Raw genomic sequence first — 16,134 nt, 5'->3', positions numbered from 1 at the left:
GCCGGGCGCCTCGTTCGTGGAGCGAACGGGGCGGCCCGCCGGGCTTCAGCGCCGCCGGAGGTCCGCCACCCGGGCCGCCCGTTCGGCTCCCGCCGTCTGCTCCTGGCCGCCCAGGCCCGTGGAGCGCAGGGCGGCGGCCGGAGTCCCGGCCTGCCCGCGGCGCGGCCCGGGGAGCGGCACGTCCCGGCGGCGCTCACCGCGGGCCGGGGGCTGGTCACCCACCTGGTTCCCCGTCGGACCGGCCACGGCGATCTGGACGCCCTGGTCGGCCAGGGCCTGCAGTTCCGTGCCCGCCCGGTCGTCGTGGGCGGGCGGCTCGTCCGTCACCAGGCGGGTGATGAACTCGGTGGGGACGGTCTGGAACATGGTGTCCGCGCCGAGCTTGGTGTGGTCGGCCAGGACGACGACCTCCGCGGCGGCCTGCACGAGGGCACGGTCGACGGAGGCCGAGAGCATGTTGGAGGTGGACAGCCCGCGCTCGGCCGTCAGGCCGCTTCCCGAGAGGAACGCCCGGGACACCCGCAACCCCTGCAGCGACTGCTCGGCTCCGGACCCGACGAGGGCGTAGTTGGAGCCGCGCAGCGTGCCGCCGGTCATCACGACCTCGACGCGGTTGGCGTGCGCGAGTGCCTGGGCGACCAGCAGGGAGTTGGTGACGACGGTCAGCCCGGGGATCCGGGCGAGCCGGCGGGCCAGCTCCTGCGTGGTCGTACCGGCCCCGACGACGATGGCTTCGCCCTCTTCGACGAGGCCCGCGGCGAGGTCGGCGATGGCCGTCTTCTCCGCCGTCGCGAGGTGCGACTTCTGCGGGAAGCCGGACTCGCGGGTGAACCCGCCCGGCAGTACCGCACCGCCGTGCCGGCGGTCGAGGAGTCCTTCTGCCTCCAGTGCGCGCACGTCCCGCCGTACGGTCACTTCGGAGGTCTGGACGACGCGGGCGAGTTCACGGAGCGACACGGCACCGTTCGCTCGCACCATTTCGAGGATCAGTTGGCGACGTTCAGCAGCGAACACGAAACTGACAGTAACCCCAGCGACCGTCTGCTTTCAGCAGTTTGCGCCGAATAACAGAAGTTGTTCGCATGGTGCGACCGGAAGTGGTATAAGCCCTAGTCCGTTCGACTATGCCGGACGCATGGGCGGCAACTCCCCGTGAACGACGGGGAGTCGGATCCGGCCGGACGGAGTCGCCCCGCTCCCGCCCCTACGCCTCGCCCGACGCCTTGCGCCCGTGCAGCTGCCGGGCCACCTCGGCGATCGACCCCGACAGGGAGGGGTACACGGTGAAGGCGTTCGCGATCTGCTCCACCGTCAGGTTGTTGTCGACGGCGAGCGAGATGGGGTGGATCAGCTCCGAGGCGCGCGGCGCCACGACCACCCCGCCGACCACGATGCCCGTGCCCGGGCGGCAGAAGATCTTGACGAAGCCGTCCCGGATGCCCTGCATCTTGGCGCGCGGGTTGCGCAGCAGCGGGAGCTTCACGCAGCGGGCGTCGATCTTGCCGGCGTCGACGTCGGCCTGGCTGTAGCCGACGGTGGCGATCTCGGGGTCGGTGAAGACGTTGGAGGAGACCGTCTTCAGGTTCAGCGGGGCCACGGCGTCGCCCAGGAAGTGGTACATGGCGATACGGCCCTGCATCGCCGCGACGGACGCCAGCGCGAAGACGCCGGTCACGTCACCGGCCGCGTAGACGCCCGGAGCCGTCGTACGCGAGACCTTGTCGGTCCAGATGTGCCCGGAGTCGCGCAGCCTGACGCCGGCCTCCTCCAGGCCCAGCCCGGCGCTGTTGGGGATGGCGCCGACGGCCATCAGGCAGTGGGAACCGCTGATGACCCGGCCGTCGGCCAGCGTCACCTCCACCCGGTCCCCGACCCGCTTGGCGGCGGCGGCGCGGGAGCGCGCCATGACGTTCATGCCGCGGCGCCGGAAGACGTCCTCCAGGACGGCCGCCGCGTCCGGGTCCTCGCCGGGCAGCACGCGATCGCGCGAGGAGACGAGCGTGACCTTCGACCCGAGCGCCTGGTAGGCGCCCGCGAACTCGGCGCCGGTGACGCCCGAGCCCACCACGATGAGTTCCTCGGGCAGCTCGTCGAGGTCGTAGACCTGGGTCCAGTTGAGGATGCGCTCGCCGTCCGGCAGCGCGTCCGGCACCTCGCGCGGGTGGCCGCCGGTCGCGATCAGCACCGCGTCCGCGGTGAGCGTCTCCTCGCTCCCGTCGGCCGTGGTGACGACGACCTTGCGCGACCCGTCGAGCCCCTGCATGCCCTCCAGGCGCCCGCGCCCGCGCATGACCCGGGCGCCGGCCCGCGTCACGGAGGCGGTGATGTCGTGCGACTGCGCGAGCGCGAGCCGCTTGACCCTCCGGTTGACCTTGCCGAGGTCGACCCCCACCACCCGGGCGGCCTGCTCCAACGGCGGGGTGTCGTCGGCGACGATGATCCCCAGCTCCTCGTACGAGGAGTCGAAGGTGGTCATCACCTCGGCCGTGGCGATGAGGGTCTTCGACGGCACGCAGTCGGTCAGCACCGACGCTCCGCCCAGACCGTCGCAGTCGACGACGGTCACCTCCGCGCCGAGCTGAGCGGCCACCAGCGCCGCTTCGTATCCGCCGGGTCCGCCACCGATGATCACGATCCGAGTCACGTGTTCCATTGTCCCGCACTCCTCAAGTTGCTCCTCCCCGGGGGCACCGGCAGCCCGCCGCCGGGGACGGGAGGCGACTCCTGTCACGGATGAGCCGCCCGCGTCCCTGCCGTACGCTTCGACCCATGTCGCTCTACGCCGCGTACGCCGGCAATCTCGACGCGCGGCTGATGTCCCGCCGCGCCCCGCACTCGCCGCTGCGCGCCACGGGCTGGCTGAACGGCTGGCGGCTGACCTTCGGCGGCGAGCACCTGGGCTGGGAGGGCGCCCTGGCGACCCTGGTCGAGGACCCGATCTCCCAGGTCTTCGTCGCGCTCTACGACATCGCCCCCATGGACGAGGAGTCACTGGACCGCTGGGAGGGCGTCGGCATGGACATCTACCGGCGCATGCGGGTGCGCGTGCACACCCTCGACGGCGAGGAGGCGGCCTGGGTCTACGTCCTCGACGCCTACGAGGGCGGCCTGCCCTCGGCCCGCTACCTGGGCGAACTGGCGGACGCGGCCGAGTCCGCCGGCGCGCCGCACGACTACGTGATGGAGCTGCGCAAACGCCCCTGCTGAGCGCACCGCGCCGGGGCCCTCGTCGGAAACGACAAGACAACGATCGCAATCCCGTGAGCTCCGTCATCTACGCGCGTAGGCGAATTCCGGCTACCCTCGTCCGCGTGAACGCATCTCTTCTTCCGGACGACATCCAGGGCGACCCCTACGCCGCCGCCGACGCCGCCGCCGCGCGCCTGCGGGAACTCACCGGCGCGGAGACCCACGACGTCGCCCTCGTGATGGGCTCCGGCTGGGCACCGGCCGTCGACGCCCTGGGCGCCCCCGACGCCGAGTTCCAGGTCACCGAGCTGCCCGGCTTCCCGCCCCCGGCGGTGGAGGGCCACGGTGGCAGGATCCGCTCGTACAGCACGGGCGCCAAGCGCGCGCTCGTCTTCCTGGGCCGCACCCACTACTACGAGGGTCACGGCGTGGCCGCCGTCGCCCACGGCGTGCGCACCGCCGTCGCGGCCGGCGTCAAGACGATCATCCTCACCAACGGCTGCGGCGGCCTGCGCGAAGGGATGCGCCCCGGCCAGCCGGTCCTGATCGGCGACCACATCAACCTGACCGCCACCTCCCCGATCGTCGGCGCCAACTTCGTCGACCTGACCGACCTCTACTCCCCCCGCCTGCGCGCCCTGTGCAAGGAGGTCGACCCGACCCTGGAGGAGGGCGTCTACGCCCAGTTCCCCGGCCCGCACTACGAGACGCCGGCCGAGATCCGCATGGCCCGCGTCATCGGCGCGGACCTGGTCGGCATGTCCACGGTCCTGGAGGCGATCGCCGCCCGCGAGGCCGGCGCGGAGGTCCTCGGCATCTCCCTGGTGACCAACCTCGCCGCCGGCATGACGGGCGAACCCCTCAACCACGAGGAGGTCCTCCAGGCAGGCCGAGACAGCGCCACCCGCATGGGCTCCCTCCTGGCCCAGGTGCTGGAACGCCTGTAACCCGGCGAAGCCGCCGGCGGGGGGGATCCCGCAGCCGCGCACGGCGCCCCGGAAAAGCACCCGGAAACGGGGACCGAACCGGTAGCGGCGCACGGCAACCCGGAAAGGCGACCGGGGACGGGGAAGGAAGAGGCGGGAAGGAACCGGTGGCCGCGCGCGGCGCCCCGGAAAGGCGACCGCGAACGGGGAACGAACCGTTTGCCGCGTGCGGCGGGAAGGGGACGTGTCGGGGGGGTGTCCGCCCGCAGCGGTTGGCGCGTCAACGCCGGGTACCGCACAAACACCCGATTCCGCGCCGTTCCGAGGACGGACCCCCCGGCGCGGCCCCGCCCCGCTCCCCCACCGCAAGCGCTACGCGCACCCCCACCCCCGTCACAGGCCGCCGCAGGCACCCCGCACCGCACCGCCCCGCACACCCCGCCCCCACCGACAACGAGAGGCTGACCCCACGTGCACGACGACCTCATGGCACGGGCCAAGGCATGGCTCGCCGAGGACCCCGACGCGGACACCCGCGCGGAACTCGCCGCGCTCATCGACGCGGGCGACAAGGCCGAGCTGGAGGCGCGCTTCGCCGGCACCCTCCAGTTCGGCACCGCCGGCCTCCGCGGCGAACTGGGCGCGGGCCCCCTGCGCATGAACCGCTCCGTGGTCATCCGCGCAGCCGCAGGCCTCGCCGCGTACCTGAAGAAGCAAGGCACCCCCCACGGCGACGGCAACGCCGGCCTCGTCGTCATCGGCTACGACGCCCGCCACAAGTCGGCGGACTTCGCCCGCGACACCGCCGCCGTCATGACCGGCGCCGGCCTGCGCGCGGCCGTACTACCGCGCCCTCTGCCCACCCCGGTCCTCGCCTTTGCCATCCGGCACCTGGGCGCGGTCGCCGGCGTGGAGGTCACCGCCAGCCACAACCCGCCCCGCGACAACGGCTACAAGGTGTACCTCGGCGACGGCTCCCAGATCGTCCCGCCCGCCGACGCGGAGATCGCGGCGGAGATCGACGCGATCACGTCCCTCGACGCGGTCCCCCGCCCGGACACCGGCTGGGAGACCCTCGGCGACGACGTCCTGGAGGCGTACCTCGCCCGCACGGACGCCGTCCTCGCCCAGGGCTCCGCGCGCACGGCCCGCACGGTCTACACGGCGATGCACGGCGTCGGCAAGGAGACCCTGCTCGCCGCCTTCGCCCGCGCGGGCTTCCCCGCCCCCGCCCTGGTCGCCGAGCAGGCCGACCCGGACCCGGACTTCCCGACCGTCGCCTTCCCCAACCCGGAGGAGCCCGGCGCGATGGACCTGGCCTTCGCCAAGGCCCGCGAGACCGGCCCGGACCTGATCATCGCCAACGACCCGGACGCGGACCGCTGCGCGGCGGCCGTGAAGGACGGCACGGACTGGCGCATGCTGCGCGGCGACGAGGTGGGCGCGCTGCTCGCCGCCCACCTGGTCGCCCGCGGGGCGCACGGCACGTTCGCGGAGTCGATCGTCTCCTCCTCCCTCCTCGGCCGCATCGCCGAGAAGGCGGGCCTGCCCTACGAGGAGACCCTGACCGGCTTCAAGTGGATCGCCCGCGTCGAGGGCCTGCGCTACGGCTACGAGGAGGCCCTCGGCTACTGCGTGGACCCCCAGGGCGTACGGGACAAGGACGGCATCACCGCGGCCCTGCTGATCACGGAGCTGGCCTCCCAGCTCAAGGAGGAGGGCCGCACCCTCCTGGACCTGCTCGACGCCCTGGCCGTGGAGCACGGCCTGCACGCCACGGACCAGCTCTCGGTCCGCGTCGAGGACCTCTCCCTGATCGCCGACGCGATGCGCCGCCTGCGCGAGCAGCCCCCGACGGAACTGGCGGGACTGCCGATCACCCGCGCGGAGGACCTGACGCGGGGCACGGAGAAGCTGCCCCCGACGGACGGCCTGCGCTACACGCTGGACGGCGCGCGCGTGATCGTCCGCCCGTCGGGCACGGAGCCCAAGCTGAAGTGCTACCTGGAGGTCGTGGTCCCGGTCGGGGACCGTACCGGCCTCCCGGCGGCCCGCGCGAAGGCCGCCGGCCTCCTGGCGCAGATCAAGCACGACCTGTCGACGGCGGCGGGCATCTGACACGCGTGGGCCCCGGGACACCCCGGGGCCCACGCACACCCGCCGAGCCCCGGCCCAGGGCCCCGGCCCCGAGCGCGGCCTCGCTCCCAGAACCCCAGAACCCCAGAACCTCAGCCCACGGCCAGCAGGATCGCCAGGACCACCGCGCCCGCCAGCGCCGGCCCCGCGATCTCGTAGGCCCAGCGGACGCTCACCTCGCCCTGCGCGCTCTCGACGTGCGCCCGGGCCTCCTGGAGTTCGCGCAGGTCGTTCATGAACTGGTCGCCCTCGGCCCGGATGGGCCCGCCGGCGGCCGCCCCGGCCCCGGAGGCGCCCCCCGCGAGGCCGCCGACCCCGCCGACGTTCCCCCGGCCGAAGAGGCCTCCGCGTCCGGTCGCCCCGGGTTCGCCCGCCGCGGCGGCCCGCGTCTCCTGCCGCGCCGCCCGCTTGCGCGCCCGCATCGACACGGGCACCGCCCACAGCTGGTACTTGGCACCGGAGACGGCGACCACCTCGTTGGAGTAGCCGGACCGCAGGCCGGCGACCTGGCTCCAGGGCAGCACGATCACACGGAAGGGGTTGCGGACGCGCAGCCGGTCGTCGTTGACGTACACGGCGGGCCGGAACGTGAAGGCGATCACGAGCGGCACGGTGAGGATCATCCCGGCCAGCGCCAGCCACGGGACCCGCCCGCTGCCGGTGAACATCGCGTCGAAGCCCAGCCACAGGATGATGGCGAGCAGCAGGACGCCGCCCGCGATCGCGCCGGACGACCGGCGGACCCGGTCCTGGAACTCGGGGGCCGGCGGCTGCGGCGCGGGGGACTCGTGCTCGGGCGTCGTCATGGCCCCGATTCTGCCCGAAACCCGCACCCGCCCCTCTCCCGGTACCGCCCCGACGAGACCATCCCACCCGAGCCACCCCACCGGGCCGCCACGTCCCCACCACCGGAGCCACCCACCCCCGGCCGAACCCGCCCACACAACCGGACCAGGCACGACCACACCCACCCACCACCAGGCCCCCACCGCCCCACCTCCCTCCTCCACCCCCCGGTGACCCGCCCCACACCCCCGGAGGCACCCCTTCCGTACCGCCGGGGGTGTACAGCCGCTACGCGCGTAGATATGCTCCTCTGGTGACCATGCCCACTTCTGCACCCTCCGCGCGGCCGCTCTCCGGCGTCACGGCGTCCGACAGCTCGCTGCGCCGCTTCCTGCACGGGCTGCCCGGCGTCGACGCGGTCGGCCTGGAGGCGCGCGCCGCCTCGCTCGGCACCCGTTCCATCAAGACCACCGCGAAGGCGTACGCCATCGACCTCGCCATCTCGATGGTCGACCTGACGACGCTGGAAGGCGCGGACACCCCGGGCAAGGTCCGGGCGCTCGGCGCCAAGGCGGTCCACCCCGACCCGACGGACCGTACGGCCCCCACCACGGCCGCGGTCTGCGTCTACCCGGACATGGTGGCCGCGGCGAAGGAGGCCGTCGCCGGTTCGGGCGTCAAGGTCGCCTCGGTGGCCACCGCCTTCCCCGCGGGCCGCGCCGCCCTCGACGTGAAGCTGGCCGACGTGCGCGAGGCCGTCGCCGCCGGCGCCGACGAGATCGACATGGTCATCGACCGCGGGGCGTTCCTCGCGGGCAGGTACCTGAAGGTGTTCGACGAGATCACCGCCGTGAAGGAGGCGTGCGGGACCGCCGCCCGCCTGAAGGTGATCTTCGAGACCGGCGAGCTGTCGACGTACGACAACATCCGCCGCGCCAGCTGGCTCGGCATGCTCGCCGGGGCGGACTTCATCAAGACCTCCACCGGAAAGGTCGCGGTCAACGCGACCCCCGCCAACACGCTCCTGATGCTGGAGGCCGTACGCGACTTCCGGGCGCAGACCGGCGTGCAGGTGGGCGTGAAACCGGCCGGCGGCATCCGCACCAGCAAGGACGCGATCAAGTTCCTCGTGCTGGTCAACGAGACCGCGGGCGAGGACTGGCTGGACAACCACTGGTTCCGCTTCGGCGCCTCCTCGCTTCTGAACGACCTGCTGATGCAGCGTCAGAAGCTGGCCACCGGCCGCTACTCCGGCCCCGACTACGTGACGGTGGACTGATCCCCATGGCATCCGCATTCGAGTACGCACCCGCGCCCGAGTCCCGCTCGGTCGTCGACATCGCCCCCTCCTACGGCCTGTTCATCGACGGCGAGTTCACGGACGCGGCCGACGGCAAGGTATTCAAGACGGTCAGCCCGTCCACCGAGGAGGTCCTCTCCGAGGTCGCCCAGGCGGGCGAGGCGGACGTCGACCGCGCGGTGCGGGCCGCCCGCAAGGCGTTCGGGAAGTGGTCGGCCCTGCCGGGCTCCGAGCGCGCCAAGTACCTGTTCCGCATCGCCCGGATCATCCAGGAGCGCAGCCGCGAGCTGGCCGTCCTGGAGACGCTGGACAACGGCAAGCCGATCAAGGAGACCCGCGACGCGGACCTCCCCCTGGTGGCCGCGCACTTCTTCTACTACGCGGGCTGGGCCGACAAACTCGACCACGCCGGTTTCGGTGCGGCCCCGAAGCCCCTCGGTGTGGCCGGTCAGGTCATCCCCTGGAACTTCCCCCTGCTGATGCTGGCGTGGAAGATCGCCCCGGCCCTGGCGACCGGCAACACGGTGGTCCTCAAGCCCGCCGAGACGACCCCCCTGTCCGCCCTCTTCTTCGCGGACGTCTGCCGCCAGGCGGGCCTGCCCAAGGGCGTCGTCAACATCCTGCCGGGCTACGGCGACGCGGGCGCCGCGCTCGTCGCGCACCCGGACGTGAACAAGGTCGCCTTCACCGGCTCCACGGCCGTCGGCAAGGAGATCGCGCGCACGGTCGCGGGCACGGGCAAGAAGCTCACCCTGGAACTGGGCGGCAAGGGCGCCAACATCGTCTTCGACGACGCCCCGATCGACCAGGCCGTCGAGGGCATCGTCACCGGCATCTTCTTCAACCAGGGGCAGGTGTGCTGCGCGGGCTCCCGCCTCCTCGTGCAGGAGTCGGTCCACGACGAGGTGCTGGACGCCCTCAAGCGCCGCCTGAGCACCCTCCGCCTGGGCGACCCGCTGGACAAGAACACGGACATCGGCGCGATCAACTCCGCCGAGCAGCTGGCCCGGATCACCGCGCTGGCCGACCGCGGCGAGGCGGAGGGCGCCGAGCGCTGGTCCCCGTCCTGCGAACTGCCCGCCTCCGGCTACTGGTTCGCGCCGACGCTGTTCACCGGCGTCACGCAGGCGCACACCATCGCCCGTGACGAGATCTTCGGCCCGGTACTGTCCGTCCTCACCTTCCGCACGCCGGACGAGGCGGTCGCCAAGGCGAACAACACCCAGTACGGACTGAGCGCGGGCATCTGGACCGAGAAGGGGTCGAGGATCCTCGCCGTCGCGAGCAAGCTCCGCGCGGGCGTGATCTGGTCCAACACGTTCAACAAGTTCGACCCGGCGTCGCCGTTCGGCGGCTACAAGGAGTCGGGCTTCGGCCGCGAGGGCGGCCGCCACGGCCTGGAGGCGTACCTCGATGTCCGATAAGACCGGCAAGACTGAGCGACTCTCCGTCTTCAAGACCTACAAGCTGTACGTCGGCGGGAAGTTCCCGCGTTCCGAGAGCGGCCGGGTGTACGAGGTGAGCGACGCAGAGGGCAACTGGCTGGCGAACGTCCCGCTCGCCTCCCGCAAGGACGCCCGCGACGCGGTCGTGGCCGCGCGCAAGGCGTTCGGTGGCTGGTCGGGCGCGACCGCGTACAACCGCGGCCAGATCCTCTACCGCGTGGCCGAGATGCTGGAGGGCCGCCGCGAGCAGTTCGTGCGCGAGGTCGCCGGCGCGGAGGGCCTGTCCGGGCCGAAGGCGGCGGCGGTCGTGGACGCCACGATCGACCGCTGGGTCTGGTACGCGGGCTGGACCGACAAGATCGCCCAGGTGACCGGCGGCGCCAACCCGGTCGCGGGCCCGTTCTTCAACCTCTCCTCGCCCGAGCCGACCGGCGTCGTGGCCGTCCTGGCCCCGCAGGAGTCGTCGTTCCTGGGCCTGGTCTCGGTGATCGCCCCGGTGATCGCGACCGGCAACACGGCGGTGGTGATCGCCAGCGAGAAGTCCCCGCTCCCCGCCCTCTCCCTGGGCGAGGTGCTGGCCACCTCCGACCTCCCAGGCGGCGTGGTCAACGTCCTCTCCGGCCGTACGGCGGAGATCGCGGCGCCGCTCGCCGCCCACCAGGACGTCAACGCGATCGACCTCGCGGGTGCCGACGAGTCACTGGCGAAGGAGCTGGAGATCGCGGCGGCGGACAACCTCAAGCGCGTCCTGCGTCCACAGCCTGTGGACAACTGGTCGGCGACGCCGGGCACCGACCGCATGACGGCGTTCCTGGAGACGAAGACGGTCTGGCACCCGACCGGGTCGCTGGGCGCCTCCGGTTCGTCGTACTGACGCCACCGGCGCTGCCGTGGCGACAGCCCGCGGCCACACCGACGAGAGCCGCGGCTTCCCTCCGTCCGGGGAAGCCGCGGCTCTCTTGCGCGGGCGGGGACGCCCAGGCGGTCAGCGCACCGCGCCGAGCGCCTGTCCCAGCAGCGGAACGCTCCCCAGCGACGGCGCCTGCGCCACCGGGTGGGTGAGCGTCTGCGAGGTCAGCGGCTTGAAGTCAGCGAGCTGGGTGCCCACCCCGTTGTCCAGCGGGTCGACGCCGGTGCCCGCCAGCGGGTTGGGCTTGAGACCGGCCACCGGACCGGTGACGTAGCCGACGATCCCCGTCATCGCCCGCAGGCCCGCCTGCGGGTCGACCTTGCCGACGGAGCCGGTCTGGTACTCGCCGCCCAGGATCGGGAGGCTCTCCGCCGCGGCGGTCGCCGCGCCCGCGCCCAGGACGGCACCTGCGGCCGTCACGGCGATCAGGGCGCGCCGGACGGTGGGACGGGGAACGGACACGGACGCGTGTCGGGCCTGTCGGGCCATTTCGGTGCCACCTTCTGATGCGCAGAGTAACGAGAACAGCGCACAGGGTAGTTGAGACGCAGCCCACGCACCAAAGCCGACCCGCGGGGTCGGCAGGAGAGCCACCATGCGTCAAACTGGTGTTCCGTGAGCCTTCATCCCCCGTCACCCGCCCGTGTCGTGCTGCTCTGCGGTCCCTCGGGCTCGGGCAAGTCCCTGGTCGCCGCCCGTTCCGGGCTGCCCGTGCTGCGCCTCGACGACTTCTACAAGGAGGGCGACGACCCCACGCTGCCGCTGGTGGCGGGGAGTTCGGACATCGACTGGGACCATCCCGGCTCGTGGGACGCCGACGTCGCCGTGGCGGCGATCTCCCGGCTGTGCGCGACGGGCTCCACGGGCGTACCGGTGTACGACCTCGGACGCAGCGCCCGCACCGGCGAGGAGACGCTGCACATCGGGCGTACGCCGCTGTTCGTCGCGGAGGGGATCTTCGCGGCGGAGATCGTGGAGCGCTGCCGTGAACTGGGCCTGCTGGCCGACGCGCTGTGCCTGACCCGGGGCGCGGTCACCACCTTCCGGCGGCGTTTCCTGCGGGATCTCAAGGAGGGCCGCAAGTCGGTGCCGTTCCTGTTGCGCCGTGGCTGGCGGCTGATGCGGGCCGAGCGGGCGATCGTGAGCCGCCAGGTCTCGCTGGGTGCCCATGCCTGCGGCCGGGACGAGGCGTTGGGCCGGCTGGCGGCAGCGGCGGCGGGCCGGCAGGCGAGGACGCGCACGGCGGTGTAGCGGCGGCCCGCGGCGGCGTCACCGCGCCACGGCCGGCCGGCCGGGCGGGCGCAAGTGAAAGCGGGGCTGGACGGACCCCCCGGCCCTCCAGCCCCGCTCCCCTGTGCTCCCCCGCTTCCCCCGTGACTCCCCCCGTTCCCCCGTGCTTCCCCCGTTTCCCCCAGACCTCCGGCGGTTCGGGTCAGGCGACCAGTTCGCCGAAGGACTCCTCGTGGTCACGGCCGAAGCTGAGGACCTCGTCCTCGCGCAGCCGGCGCAGCGAGCGCCAGATGCTGGACTTCACCGTGCCGACGCTGATGCCGAGGATGTCCGCGATCTCCGGGTCCGTGCGGCCCTCGTAGTAGCGCAGGACCAGCATGGTGCGCTGGAGTTCGGGCAGCCGGGCGAGTGCCTGCCACAGGACCGCGCGCAGCTCGGTGCCGCGCATCGCGTCCGTGTCGCCGGGCGTCTCCGGCAGTTCCTCGGTCGGGTACTCGTTGAGCTTGCGGCGCCGCCAGGCGCTGATGTGCAGGTTGGTCATGGTGCGGCGGAGGTATCCGCCGACGGCCGCCTTGTCACTGATCCGGTCCCACGCCCGGTAGGTCGAGAACAGCGCGCTCTGCAGCAGGTCCTCGGCCTCGAAGCGGTCGCCGGTGAGGTGGTAGGCGGTGGCGTACAGGGAGGCGCGGCGCTCCTGGACGTAGGCGGTGAACTCCGCCTCCGACGGGCTGCGGCGCTCCCCCGAGGCCTCCCCGTACGCGGCTCCCCCGTGCGTTTCCCCCGTGTGCGTGTCGACCACCGTCATGTACGCGGTGTGCTGACGTCCGGTGCCGCGGGCGCATCCCCGCGCTCCCGCCGCGCCGGACTTCTCCGGTCCGCGGGTCACGTCGTGCAGACGCGTGACCACTGCGCTGGTGCTGGTGCTGTGCAGCGTGTTCATCTCGCGCCCCCCGTCGGTGGACCTCTGGTCTTCGGATCATTGCTTGCCGGTGACGAAAAGCTTGCCGGGGGCACTTCATGACCGTGTCCGCCGACTGTCACAGACCTGTCACAGGGCCTCGAGTCGCCGATCCATCCGCGGGGAGCCGTACGGGTGTCGAAACCCCGGCCCCGCATGGGCCAGAATGAGGCTCGTGCCTTCCCTGTTGCTGATCGAGGACGACGACGCCATCCGGACGGCCCTGGAGCTCTCACTGACGCGCCAGGGACACCGGGTGGCCACTGCTGCCAGTGGTGAGGACGGTCTGAAGCTGTTGCGCGAGCAGCGGCCTGACCTGATCGTGCTGGACGTGATGCTGCCCGGCATCGACGGGTTCGAGGTGTGCCGGCGCATCCGGCGCACGGACCAGTTGCCGATCATCCTGCTCACCGCGCGCACCGATGACATCGACGTGGTGGTGGGCCTGGAGTCGGGCGCCGACGACTACGTTGTCAAGCCCGTGCAGGGCCGGGTGCTGGACGCCCGGATCCGGGCGGTGCTGCGGCGCGGCGAGCGGGAGGCGAACGACGCGGCGGCCTTCGGCAGCCTGGTCATCGACCGCTCGGCGATGACGGTGACGAAGAACGGCGAGGACCTGCAGCTCACGCCGACCGAGCTGCGGCTGCTCCTGGAGCTGAGCCGGCGGCCCGGTCAGGCGCTGTCCCGGCAGCAGTTGCTGCGGCTGGTGTGGGAGCACGACTACCTCGGTGACTCGCGGCTCGTGGACGCCTGTGTGCAGCGGCTGCGGGCCAAGGTGGAGGACGTCCCGTCCTCGCCGACGCTGATCCGGACCGTGCGCGGGGTCGGTTACCGCCTGGACGCGCCTCAGTGACCAAAGAGCAAGGGGAGTCCGCCGGCGGGGCCGCGGAACGCAAGGGAGTGCTGTCCCGGTGGCGGTTCACCAGTCTGCGGCTGCGGCTGGTCGTCGTCTTCGCGCTGGTGGCGCTGACGGCCGCGGTGTCGGCGTCCGGGATCGCGTACTGGCTCAACCGCGAGGCGGTGCTGACGCGCGCGCAGGACGCGGTGCTGCGTGACTTCCGGCAGGAGATGCAGAACCGTGCGGGCACGCTGCCGGTGCACCCCGGGCAGGACCAGTTGCAGCGCACCGCCGGGCAGATGGCGGGCAGCAGCCAGCGGTTCAGCGTGCTGCTGGTGGGCCAGGACACGAACGGGCGTGCGGTGTACGCGAGTTCCGGCGGGCTGAGCGGGTTCGCGCTGGAGGACGTGCCGGAGTCGCTGCGGACCGCGGTGAACAAGGAGCAGTCGCTCTCCTCGGGGAACAAGTCGGCGTACCACCTGTACTGGCAGCGGGTGACCGAGCACGGCACGCCGTACCTGGTGGCCGGCACGAAGGTGATCGGGGGCGGCCCGACCGGTTACATGCTCAAGTCGCTGGAGCCGGAGGCGAAGGACCTCAACTCGCTGGCCTGGTCGCTGGGGATCGCGACCGCGCTGGCGCTGGTCGGGGCCGCGCTGCTCGCGCAGGCGGCGGCGACGACCGTGCTGAAGCCGGTGCACCGGCTCGGGGTGGCCGCGCGGCGGCTCGGCGAGGGGCGCCTCGACACCCGGCTGAGGGTGTCCGGCACGGACGAACTCGCCGATCTGTCGCGGACGTTCAACAACGCGGCGGAGGCGCTGGAGAAACGGGTCGCGGACATGGCCGCACGGGACGAGGCGTCCCGGCGCTTCGTGGCGGACATGAGCCATGAGCTGCGGACGCCGCTGACCGCCATCACCGCCGTGACGGAGGTGCTCGAGGACGAGCTGGAGTTCGAGGGCGGCGGCATCGATCCCATGATCGAACCGGCGGTACGGCTGGTGGTGAGCGAGACCCGGCGGCTGAACGACCTGGTCGAGAACCTGATGGAGGTCACCCGCTTCGACGCGGGCACCGCCCGGCTGGTGCTGGACGACGTCGACCTCGCCGACCAGATCACCGCGTGCATCGACGCGCGTGCCTGGCTGGACGCGGTGGAACTGGACGCGGAGCGCGGCCTGCACGCCCGGCTGGACCCGCGCCGCCTCGACGTCATCCTCGCCAACCTGATCGGCAACGCGCTCAAGCACGGTGGTTCGCCGGTGCGGGTGTCGGTGCGCGAGTCGGCCGGGGAGACGGCCCAGGACGCGGAGATCGTCATCCAGGTGCGCGACCACGGTCCCGGCATCCCCGAGGACGTCCTGCCGCACGTCTTCGACCGGTTCTACAAGGCGAGCGCCTCCCGGCCGCGGTCGGAGGGCAGCGGACTGGGTCTGTCCATCGCCCTGAACAACGCCCACATCCACGGCGGTGACATCACCGCGGCCAACTCGCCCGAGGGCGGCGCGGTGTTCACGCTGCGGCTGCCGCGGGACGCCTCCGCGCTCACCGAGGAGCCCGGGGAGGCCGCGGCGGGCGGCGGCGGGGCGCGGGACAACGGCAAGAACAGCACCAGCACGAACGGCGCCGGGCCGGGCACGGCCGACGGCGCGAAGGGGGGTGCCCGGTGAGGGCGCGCGGGACCCGCGGACGCCGGGCGTCCGTCCACCGGCCGCTGCTGGCGCTGCCGGCTCTGGCCCTGCTGCTCGCCGGGTGCGGGATCCGGCCGACCGGGGTGCCCACGGACTTCGGCGGGGCGCCCTCCCGGGTGCCGTGCTCGCTGTCCCAGCCCGAGCCGACCACGCAGGCCTCGCGCGGGGTGCCGGTGCAGGCGTTCCTGCTGTGCGGCTCGTCGCTGGTCACGGTGGACCGCGTGGTGCGGGTGCCGGAGGGCACGGCGGACGCGCGGCGGCGGGTGATCGTGGCCGGCGGCCTGCTGACCCAGCTCGCGGCACCGCCGTCGCCCAGCGAGAAGGCGGCCGGATACACCACGCACGTCCCGGCCGGTCTGACCGTCTCCGGGCCGCGCCCGAAGGACCCCGAGGACAGCCTGCGGCTGAGCACCGCGCCGAGCGGCCTCGACCCGTACGCGCTCGCGCAGATCGTCTGCACCCTGTCCGACTCGGCGGCGGCCGAGGGCGACGGCTCGGTGGTCCTCGGCGGTCCCACCGGCCCCCACCTGCACCGCTACGACTGCACCGACGACCTCCGCTCCCACCCCGGCACGACGAAGCCCCCGTCCGCGGAGGTCACAGGGGCCTGAGGGCCGGGACGAGCGCGGGCACGGAGTGGGGCGGGGCCGCCCCGCTCCGTGCGGCGCCGCGCACGCCCCCGTTCCCGCGCCCCCGTGTGGCATGGGACTCATCGTGGGGTGTGC

At 72.9% G+C, this 16,134-nt stretch carries 15 protein-coding genes; 10 read left to right on the top strand and 5 right to left on the bottom strand.

From position 1 onward, the window contains the following. Nucleotides 1–45: 45 nt before the first annotated feature. Nucleotides 46–1,014 (bottom strand): DeoR/GlpR family DNA-binding transcription regulator, encoded by a 969-nt coding sequence (locus ACFC02_RS05540; protein WP_376352541.1) that lies wholly within the window; start codon nucleotides 1,012–1,014, stop codon nucleotides 46–48. 190 nt (nucleotides 1,015–1,204) lie between these two features. Beyond that, entirely contained in the window at nucleotides 1,205–2,653 is a 1,449-nt protein-coding gene (locus tag ACFC02_RS05535) for an NAD(P)H-quinone dehydrogenase (protein WP_376352538.1), read from the bottom strand. Nucleotides 2,654–2,769: 116 nt separating this feature from the next. Between ACFC02_RS05535 and ACFC02_RS05530 the strand changes: the two genes are divergently transcribed. The 3 genes from ACFC02_RS05530 (at nucleotide 2,770) to ACFC02_RS05520 (ending at nucleotide 6,233) form a co-directional block, all read left to right on the top strand. Then, nucleotides 2,770–3,207 (top strand): gamma-glutamylcyclotransferase, encoded by a 438-nt coding sequence (locus ACFC02_RS05530; protein ID WP_376352535.1) that lies wholly within the window; start codon nucleotides 2,770–2,772, stop codon nucleotides 3,205–3,207. 104 nt (nucleotides 3,208–3,311) lie between these two features. Further along, entirely contained in the window at nucleotides 3,312–4,136 is an 825-nt protein-coding gene (locus ACFC02_RS05525; protein ID WP_376352533.1) for a purine-nucleoside phosphorylase, read from the top strand. Between the two features lie 450 nt (nucleotides 4,137–4,586). Then, nucleotides 4,587–6,233 carry a phospho-sugar mutase gene (locus ACFC02_RS05520; protein ID WP_376352530.1) on the top strand — a complete coding sequence of 549 codons (1,647 nt, stop codon included), beginning with the start codon at nucleotides 4,587–4,589 and terminating at the stop codon, nucleotides 6,231–6,233. Nucleotides 6,234–6,343: 110 nt separating this feature from the next. On the opposite strand, the gene ACFC02_RS05515 is transcribed toward ACFC02_RS05520, so the two are convergent. After that, the gene (locus ACFC02_RS05515) at nucleotides 6,344–7,057 is read right to left on the bottom strand and encodes a PH domain-containing protein (RefSeq protein ID WP_376352527.1); all 714 of its coding nucleotides are present in this window, start codon (nucleotides 7,055–7,057) and stop codon (nucleotides 6,344–6,346) included. 299 nt (nucleotides 7,058–7,356) lie between these two features. On the opposite strand from ACFC02_RS05515, the gene deoC reads away from it, so the two are divergent. From deoC to ACFC02_RS05500, 3 genes are read left to right on the top strand one after another with little or no spacing between them, the layout of a single operon-like run. Then, nucleotides 7,357–8,316 (top strand): deoxyribose-phosphate aldolase, encoded by a 960-nt coding sequence (gene deoC / locus ACFC02_RS05510; protein ID WP_376352575.1) that lies wholly within the window; start codon nucleotides 7,357–7,359, stop codon nucleotides 8,314–8,316. A gap of 5 nt (nucleotides 8,317–8,321) precedes the next feature. Beyond that, nucleotides 8,322–9,761 (top strand): aldehyde dehydrogenase family protein, encoded by a 1,440-nt coding sequence (locus tag ACFC02_RS05505; protein WP_376352524.1) that lies wholly within the window; start codon nucleotides 8,322–8,324, stop codon nucleotides 9,759–9,761. Continuing rightward, complete coding sequence (locus ACFC02_RS05500) at nucleotides 9,751–10,656, top strand: aldehyde dehydrogenase family protein (protein ID WP_376352521.1); 906 nt, start codon at nucleotides 9,751–9,753, stop codon at nucleotides 10,654–10,656. Before ACFC02_RS05505 ends, ACFC02_RS05500 begins: the two co-directional genes overlap by 11 nt. A gap of 111 nt (nucleotides 10,657–10,767) precedes the next feature. On the opposite strand, the gene ACFC02_RS05495 is transcribed toward ACFC02_RS05500, so the two are convergent. Next, nucleotides 10,768–11,181, bottom strand: a complete 414-nt coding sequence (locus tag ACFC02_RS05495) for a hypothetical protein (protein WP_376352518.1) — start codon at nucleotides 11,179–11,181, stop codon at nucleotides 10,768–10,770. 159 nt (nucleotides 11,182–11,340) lie between these two features. Between ACFC02_RS05495 and ACFC02_RS05490 the strand changes: the two genes are divergently transcribed. Continuing rightward, nucleotides 11,341–11,943, top strand: coding sequence for a uridine kinase (locus ACFC02_RS05490; protein WP_376352572.1), 603 nt, complete (start codon nucleotides 11,341–11,343; stop codon nucleotides 11,941–11,943). A gap of 181 nt (nucleotides 11,944–12,124) precedes the next feature. On the opposite strand, the gene ACFC02_RS05485 is transcribed toward ACFC02_RS05490, so the two are convergent. Continuing rightward, the gene (locus ACFC02_RS05485; RefSeq protein WP_376352515.1) at nucleotides 12,125–12,862 is read right to left on the bottom strand and encodes a SigE family RNA polymerase sigma factor; all 738 of its coding nucleotides are present in this window, start codon (nucleotides 12,860–12,862) and stop codon (nucleotides 12,125–12,127) included. A gap of 193 nt (nucleotides 12,863–13,055) precedes the next feature. Here ACFC02_RS05485 and afsQ1 point away from each other — a divergent pair, with 193 nt between their 5' ends. Genes afsQ1 through ACFC02_RS05470 form a run of 3 tightly spaced genes read left to right on the top strand, consistent with a single transcriptional unit; the run spans nucleotide 13,056 to nucleotide 16,020 of the window. Beyond that, the gene (gene afsQ1 / locus ACFC02_RS05480; RefSeq protein ID WP_360979446.1) at nucleotides 13,056–13,733 is read left to right on the top strand and encodes a two-component system response regulator AfsQ1; all 678 of its coding nucleotides are present in this window, start codon (nucleotides 13,056–13,058) and stop codon (nucleotides 13,731–13,733) included. Further along, nucleotides 13,730–15,388 carry an ATP-binding protein gene (locus ACFC02_RS05475; RefSeq protein ID WP_376352512.1) on the top strand — a complete coding sequence of 553 codons (1,659 nt, stop codon included), beginning with the start codon at nucleotides 13,730–13,732 and terminating at the stop codon, nucleotides 15,386–15,388. The genes afsQ1 and ACFC02_RS05475 overlap by 4 nt, the downstream gene beginning before the upstream one ends. Then, nucleotides 15,385–16,020 (top strand): hypothetical protein, encoded by a 636-nt coding sequence (locus ACFC02_RS05470; protein ID WP_376352509.1) that lies wholly within the window; start codon nucleotides 15,385–15,387, stop codon nucleotides 16,018–16,020. The genes ACFC02_RS05475 and ACFC02_RS05470 overlap by 4 nt, the downstream gene beginning before the upstream one ends. Nucleotides 16,021–16,134: the final 114 nt, after the last annotated feature.

This window comes from Streptomyces sp. NPDC056160, assembly GCF_042268205.1.
Classification (GTDB): domain Bacteria; phylum Actinomycetota; class Actinomycetes; order Streptomycetales; family Streptomycetaceae; genus Streptomyces.
Note: the sequence above shows the minus strand (reverse complement) of the source record. Positions and strands in the feature narration are given on the sequence as shown.

What these genes read in the sequence shown, in the direction of transcription:
- ACFC02_RS05535 (WP_376352538.1), bottom strand. Translation starts at nt 2,653, where the DNA reads ATGGAACACGTGACTCGGATCGTGATCATCGGTGGCGGACCCGGCGGA.
- ACFC02_RS05530 (WP_376352535.1), top strand. Translation starts at nt 2,770, where the DNA reads ATGTCGCTCTACGCCGCGTACGCCGGCAATCTCGACGCGCGGCTGATG.
- ACFC02_RS05515 (WP_376352527.1), bottom strand. Translation starts at nt 7,057, where the DNA reads ATGACGACGCCCGAGCACGAGTCCCCCGCGCCGCAGCCGCCGGCCCCC.
- deoC (WP_376352575.1), top strand. Translation starts at nt 7,357, where the DNA reads ATGCCCACTTCTGCACCCTCCGCGCGGCCGCTCTCCGGCGTCACGGCG.
- ACFC02_RS05505 (WP_376352524.1), top strand. Translation starts at nt 8,322, where the DNA reads ATGGCATCCGCATTCGAGTACGCACCCGCGCCCGAGTCCCGCTCGGTC.
- ACFC02_RS05500 (WP_376352521.1), top strand. Translation starts at nt 9,751, where the DNA reads ATGTCCGATAAGACCGGCAAGACTGAGCGACTCTCCGTCTTCAAGACC.
- ACFC02_RS05495 (WP_376352518.1), bottom strand. Translation starts at nt 11,181, where the DNA reads ATGGCCCGACAGGCCCGACACGCGTCCGTGTCCGTTCCCCGTCCCACC.
- ACFC02_RS05485 (WP_376352515.1), bottom strand. Translation starts at nt 12,862, where the DNA reads ATGAACACGCTGCACAGCACCAGCACCAGCGCAGTGGTCACGCGTCTG.